The organism is Methylibium sp., from assembly GCF_013817345.1.
Classification (GTDB): Bacteria; Pseudomonadota; Gammaproteobacteria; order Burkholderiales; family Burkholderiaceae_C; genus Methylibium.
Genome location: NZ_JACDCW010000147.1, coordinates 1 through 6,804, shown reverse-complemented (window position 1 = coordinate 6,804; position 6,804 = coordinate 1). Strand labels below are relative to the sequence as shown.

The 6,804-nt window shown below is 61.3% G+C and carries 6 protein-coding genes; 1 reads left to right on the top strand and 5 read right to left on the bottom strand.

The annotated features are described in order from the left end of the window. Positions 1–311: 311 nt before the first annotated feature. Positions 312–1,592, bottom strand: a complete 1,281-nt coding sequence (ectB, locus tag H0W40_RS18465) for a diaminobutyrate--2-oxoglutarate transaminase (RefSeq protein ID WP_292449184.1) — start codon at positions 1,590–1,592, stop codon at positions 312–314. A gap of 580 nt (positions 1,593–2,172) precedes the next feature. Here ectB and H0W40_RS18460 point away from each other — a divergent pair. Continuing rightward, positions 2,173–3,237 (top strand): NAD(P)-dependent alcohol dehydrogenase, encoded by a 1,065-nt coding sequence (locus H0W40_RS18460; RefSeq protein WP_292449183.1) that lies wholly within the window; start codon positions 2,173–2,175, stop codon positions 3,235–3,237. Between the two features lie 380 nt (positions 3,238–3,617). Here H0W40_RS18460 and H0W40_RS18455 read toward each other — a convergent pair whose 3' ends face one another. From H0W40_RS18455 to H0W40_RS18440, 4 genes are all read right to left on the bottom strand, one after another. Then, entirely contained in the window at positions 3,618–4,142 is a 525-nt protein-coding gene (locus H0W40_RS18455) for an H-NS family nucleoid-associated regulatory protein (RefSeq protein WP_292449181.1), read from the bottom strand. 530 nt (positions 4,143–4,672) lie between these two features. Continuing rightward, complete coding sequence (locus tag H0W40_RS18450) at positions 4,673–4,918, bottom strand: hypothetical protein (protein ID WP_292449179.1); 246 nt, start codon at positions 4,916–4,918, stop codon at positions 4,673–4,675. A gap of 679 nt (positions 4,919–5,597) precedes the next feature. Next, a complete protein-coding gene (locus H0W40_RS18445; protein WP_292449178.1) occupies positions 5,598–5,933 on the bottom strand; it encodes a hypothetical protein in 336 nt (111 codons plus the stop codon). 334 nt (positions 5,934–6,267) lie between these two features. Then, positions 6,268–6,804: YihY/virulence factor BrkB family protein (locus tag H0W40_RS18440; RefSeq protein ID WP_292449176.1), on the bottom strand; the 537-nt coding region annotated here is incomplete at its 5' end.

Below are 6,804 nucleotides of genomic sequence, written 5' to 3'. Positions count from 1 at the left end.
CTGGACAAGGCCATCGGCTTGGCTTGGTCGAATGACGTGTTCATCGACGAGGTCAACGACGGCGAAAGCGACCTGCTGTAGTCCCCTCCCAGCTTCTCGGTCAAGAGGGCCTTGAGGCCACGCTTACTCGCGTCGTGCGTCGAGTTCGGCTGCAACCTGCTTAGCGGCGCCTGTGTTGCCATGCACCTCAGAGAGCACGATGAACCCTTCCTCAGGTCGCGCCGTGGAGTGTCCGTTCGCTCAGCGGACGCCGCTAAACGGACGAACCATGAACAGGTGTCGCGAAGCAGCGCCGCGCGCCGCACAGTTGTTTAGGTCAACGCGGGAACCAAGGCGTCTTCCAAAGCGTCGGCCGCTGCACTCTGCAGGATCTCGAGTCCGCGTTCGAGTACGGTTATCGGCGTTGTCAGCGGGGCCAGAATCTTCAGCACCTCGTCGTGCGCGCCGGATGTTTCGATGATCAGGCCCCGCTCGAAGCACCTACGGCAGATCTCCGCCGCCAGGTCGCCCGAGGGCAGTGCCAAGCCTTGCATCATCCCGCGACCCTTCAACCGCGAGCCGGGGATCCGGCGGGCCAGCGCCTTCAATCGCGCGGTAACGATGTCGCTCTTGATCGCAATCTGATCGGCAAAGGCCTGATCCGACCAAAATTTTTCGAGCGCGATTCGCGCGGTCACGAAAGCGTGGTTGTTGCCGCGGAAGGTGCCGTTGTGCTCCGCAGGTCGCCACACATCGTGCGCCGGCCGGACCAGCACTATTGCCATCGGTAGCCCGTAGCCCGAAATCGACTTGGACATCACGATTAGGTCTGGCGTCACTCCCATCTCTTCAAAGCTGAAGAAAGTGCCGGTGCGGCCGCAGCCGGCCTGCACGTCGTCGATGATCAGCAACGCGCCATGCCGCTGTGCGATCGCTGCGACGCTGCGCACCCACTCGGGCGACGCGGCGTTGAGGCCTCCCTCGCCCTGAACCGTCTCCAACAGAACCGCCGCCGGCGGATCGATGCCGCTCGAGGGGTCACCGAGCATGCGGTCGAGCGCCGCAGCGGAGTCGAAATCGGAACCGAAGTAACGATCGAACGGGGCTCGGGTAACGCCGGGTAGCGACACACCCATCCGGTTGTACTGGTTCCCGGTCGCCGCCAGCGCACCCAGGGTTACGCCGTGGTAGCCGTTCGTGAACGCAATGATGTTTGTGCGGCTGGTGGCCTTGCGCGCCAACTTCATCGCCGCCTCGATGGCGTTCGCGCCAGTCGGCCCGGTGAACTGCACTCGGTGGTCCATGCCACGTGGCTGCAGGATGAGCCGCTCGAAAGCTTCCAGGAACGCCCGCTTTGCGCCAGTATGCAGATCCAGGCCTTGGGTGACGCCGTTGATTTGGATGTATTCAATCAATGCGGTGCTCATCTGCGGATCGTTGTGACCGTAGTTCAACGATGCGCACCCAGCCAGAAAGTCAATATATTCCCGACCATCAACATCGCGCATTGCACTGCCGGTGGCAGTCGCAAAAACTGCGCGGAATCGGCGGCAATATCCACGGACGGAAGACTCCCTACGATCAAATACGGAAAAGTCTTGCAATTCACTCATGACATTCTCCTTGTCAGGAAATATCCGAGAACTTGATCGACTGGAACTTCTTCGCTAAGCAATTGAGGCAGGACCGTTTCAGTAGACAGTAGAGCGCAGAGGCGTGTCTGCGTACCCCCTGCATTAGGGGTAACAAATCGAAACGAGCTGTCAAAAAGCTGAAAGAACTGAATTGAGAACCGGAGTCGGGACCGAGTCGGACTAAGGAGAGGTCGGGCCTGTTTCAAACGTTTGAAGTAAACGTCTCACACTTGGCATGGCAATCAAAGACATTGACGGTAGCTTTGCGCGTGCATCCACAACCGAATCAATGATGCTTGGGGCGCGTCTCTGAGTTCGTAGCCGTGAAAGCTGCCAGCGACGGACCCTCGTAGTGCGCTAGTGACTGTCACTTACTCGATCTTCATGAAGGACCGGTTTGTAGACAGCGGAATGGAGCGATGAACGTCCGGTCGCGCCAATCGCCGACATTTGCCCGCCAAAGCTGAACGTCTGCAGCCACTCTGTTCTTGCCGTCCGGCGGTCTCGTGAATTCGGGTAATCCCTTATCATCCTCGCAGCTTCACTTCAAGCCTTCCCGATGACTCCAACCCTTGCTTACGCCGCCGTCTCGGCGAAGACACCGCTTGCCCCGTTCTCTTTCGAGCGGCGCACGCCCGGCGACGAGGACGTGGCAATCGACATCCTGCACTGCGGCGTCTGCCACTCAGACCTGCACACCGCACGCAACGAGTGGAACAACACGCTGTACCCGACAGTGCCGGGCCACGAGATCGTCGGACGCGTGACCGCGGTGGGATCGAGGGTAAGAAAGTTCAAACTCGGCGATACCGTCGGCGTCGGTTGCATGGTGGACAGCTGCCGGAACTGCCAGCCCTGCACCGATGGGCTCGAGCAGTATTGCGACAAAGGCTTTACGGGCACTTATAACGGTTCGCTCTACGGCGGCGCCGAGAACACTTACGGGGGTTACTCGAGCCACATCGTCGTGCGCGAGTCCTTCGTGCTGCGCGTGTCGCACGATGCCTCGCAGCTCGCCGCCGTCGCGCCGCTGCTTTGCGCCGGCATCACGACCTACTCGCCACTACGACAGTGGGGTGTGAAACGAGGTCACAAGGTCGGCATCGTCGGCCTCGGCGGGCTCGGCCACATGGGCGTGAAGATCGCCGCCGCGATGGGCGCACATGTCGTGTTGTTCACGACATCGGCCGACAAGCGCGAGGACGCACTGCGCCTCGGCGCTCACGAGGTCGTGCTCTCACGCAACGAAGACGAGATGGCGGCGCAGGCGGGCCGCCTCGACTTCATCCTCAACACCGTGGCGGCGCCTCATGACCTCGACGCATTCCTGTCGCTGCTCAAGCTCGACGGCACGATGACACTGGTCGGCGCGCCGGCCACCCCCCATCCGTCGCCAAACGTATTCAACTTGATCATGCGTCGCCGCCGGCTCGCCGGGTCGCTGATCGGCGGCATTCGCGAGACGCAGGAGATGCTCGACTTCTGCGCCGAGCACGGCATCGTCTCCGACATCGAGACGATCCGCATGGACCAGATCGAGACGGCCTACGAGCGCATGCTCAAGAGCGACGTCAAGTACCGCTTCGTGATCGATATGGCGACTCTGGCAGCCTCGGCCGTCTGATCTGCAGCCTGCAAGCCACGTCCGCCCTAACTGCCTCGGCACCGGCCGGATCGGTCAAGAGCTCGACCACCGCCGCCGCCTTCTGGGCCGGGACATGCACGCCGATAGGGACCATCTTCAGGGACCGACGATGCAGCGCAGGAACGCAGCAAAGGGTCATTCTCGGGCCTCCGGCGCGACGGCTCGAATGACCTCGATGAGGAACGCTTCTGGCCGAGGCGTTCTCGGCCTGCTCTCCTGCAGACACGCGAGCTTGCAGGCAGGGTCTTACTGACCGGCCGAAACACGCTACGCCAAACGAGGTCTCCCAGCCTCTCTCAAGCGGTCAAACGACTCGCAGGAGCGTCTCGCGCGAATCAAAGTCAGCCTTGGGCCCTACTTCAGGCCAGCAGATCTTCCGTTGACTTGCCGTTCGCCAGCGCATTCTTGAACCAATTTGGCCGCTTCCCAATGCCCGTCCAAGCGTTGCCTGCTTCGTCCTTGTATTTCGTCCTGCCTGCAGCCTTGACACGACCAGCGGATCCCCTCTTTGCCGCGGCCTTCTGCGACGGGGCGACACGCCCGCCTTGCGGATTAGCGCCTACTTCAAAGTCGCTCAGCGGCTTGCCGGCCGCAAGCGCGTCGCGCAACCACTGCGGACGAGGACCGCGGCCGACCCACGCGTTTCCGTTGCCATCAACGTATTTCGCCGCGTCTCCCTTCTTGGACTTCGTCCTCGCTGTGACGCGTCCACGCTTGCTCGCCACTGAGCGCGGCCCAAAAAGATCCTCCACGGTGAGTCCATAAGACTCAATCGACTCTTTCACCTTGATGACGACACCCGCCACTTCAGCTCGCGTCAGCTTCAAAGCCTGCGCTTCCAGTTCCGCGATCTCTCTTCTCAGTTGAACGTACGATTTCGTCATGTCACTTTGCCATCTCAGTTGTAAACACAGGTGGATTGGTTCCAGAGGCTAAAGAGCCTCTCTTCTTTTCAAAGCGAAGTATGCAGGCACTGTGCAAACTGGCGCAATAGGAATCTTAGAGCTCCGCGAACATAAGCGCCAGCGAGGATCCCGCCGGGCCAGTGGTACTGGCCCGGCCTTATCAGCCGACGCGTTGACGGTTGATTCCGCGTTGGCTTACAGCGGCCTGAACGAATGATCGGCTACTGCTGCATAGCGGTATGCACCGACCCAGGCACGACCTTGCAGAAGCCTACATCGCTTGTCCGCTGCCCTGCGAACATTTCGACCGACTGGCAGACGATATTGCTGCCCCGAAACGAGCGCTCGACGCATTGGCAACAATTACGACGCCATCCGGTAACTCCAAAGAGCGCTTCATTTGCTTGAGACCGCTGCACGCGGTACTTGCGACAGAAACAACGGCGCAACGATGACGAACTGTTGAGCACCGTTTGGTGATTGAGCCCACGGCCAACTCGACAGCACTGTCAGTCCTCGATGCCCGGCCGGTAGGGCGGGACCCAGCCTCCCACTCTCAGGTCCGTTATGCGCTCGCGCAGGCTCCGATAGAGCTGAGGGTCAACCAGCACGAGATCCTGTGGCGCGTCGTTCTTCACCATCAATAGCACGCAGGCGAGGGTGACCCGGCTCCCGCGGCCTTCGACGCCGGTTTGAGCGCATCGCTCAAGCAGCTGACTCATAGGCTCGTTCGAGCACAGAAAGGTGGTCGCCATGGAGCGCTGCGTCTCTAGGGGCACTCCCTTGAGGAGGTCCGCGTCGCGCGGGCGAATGTGTAAGACATGTACGTTCGACATGGCAGGAATCAAAAACGTAGCGGACAAATGCTCGTCAATGGAGCGGACTTGACAAGGTGTGCACTGCCAGTCTCGTAGCACTTTAGGTCCATCGGCTGACCAGCCCGGAATGGCAAACGCGATGCTGAACTCAGTTTGCAGCAGCGACAGCTGGCACGCTGCGTGCCTGAACAGCGTTTAAAGGAAAGCCAACCGAACAAACGCTGCACGGTCGCCCTCCTCCTCGCCTTCTGTTTTACCGAACCACTCGCTCGCCCGCCGTCGAGCCTCACTACACTGCCTCGGACTTGCTGTGCGGAGCCGGATGTATAGAGAAAAAACAGTCATTCCTGGCGTTCCTCACCGGGGGAGGAAGGATGGGCGAGTTGATCAAGTCGATAGACCAGTCACGCACGTCGCCTGGCCCACCCGACAACTGGCCCGAGAGTCTGCGGACCACACTACTCTTGTGTCTTGCGCCCACTTTCCGCTGTGCTTCATCTTGCCTGCGATCGCCGCACGTCCTTGCCTTCGAACCTGGCGCCCGCTGGTTCACCGAAGCATTGCTGTCGGCTTGTCTCGATGGCGCGCCCGGCCCGCGCACCCTCCGCGAACGTGGTTACCCGACGTCGAGCATGGGTGCCGGCAGCGGCGGCTTCTGGTTCGCCGCCTGCTCCCCGGCTTCACGCGGCTGGTAGCCGCTGGGACGAAACTGCGAGGTGGCCCCCGCCTCGCGCTGCTCGTACTGGCTCACGCGGAACAGACGTTCGTCAACGCTGCGTACGAACAGGATGAACAGCGAGGCTATGAGCGACGCGAGGGCCAGCACGCCGAGCGCCAGCCCCGAGATCGTGCGCTGCGCCGGGTCGACGACGGCGAAGTAGCCGACGATCAGCAGCACCGCGCCCGAAAAAGCTGCCACGAGCTGCACGTTGTTGATGCGAACGATCCACATGGGGAGTTTTGGAGACATTGCGAGGACCGCGAAACCGATTCGGGCGGTTGTACCTCTGCATAACGATGTCCGGCACGCCGCGCCTCGCACACTCGGCTTTAATGAGAACTTGTGCAGCCATCTGTGTCGCACGGCTCACATAGCGGGCCGCTTGCATTACGTACTCACGGACGACGGGGCCGTGACGGCAAGGCGGTCTGCCTCCGCCTGAGGGCGGTGGGTGCGTTCGCCGTGAGGCACCAATGCTTGACCGGAACGGTTCGCCTGCGCACAACTCCCTTCGGTAGGCAGTCCGTTTAGACCCTCGGGCCCTACTGAGGGAACGAGGCGCCCCTCAGTCGGTGCGGAAGGCTTGCGGCGGGGCTTCTGGCTGACCCCGCTCGATGCGCTCGTACTCTGAGATTACCTGCGCGCCGAACAGCAGCAGCGCCGCAGCGATCTCCAGACTGAGTAGCACGACGATTGATGTCGTCAGCGAGCCATACACCAGGCTGACCTGCGACAGCGTGCTGAAGTACCAAACCAGGAGGTGGCGTGTCACTTCCCACAGCAGTGCAGCGGTGACGGCACCGATCAATGCGTGTCGCAACGCCAGCTGCCCCACCGGCATCACCATGTAGACAGAGGTCAACACGAAAACCTCGCCTGTCAGGCCCAACGCGTACAACAGCACACCGGAGAAGCCGCTAAGCGACCACTCACGGCCAAACATCGTGACGCTCTCATCGCCCATCGCTTGAAGGCTGCCGGCCACCAGCGTGACCAGCAACAGACCGGCACCGAGCGTGAGGATGTAGCCGTAGGGCAGGAGTGCCGATACGATGAAGTGACGCCGCCGCACCGCGACTCTGTGCAGGAAGATCACCGACAT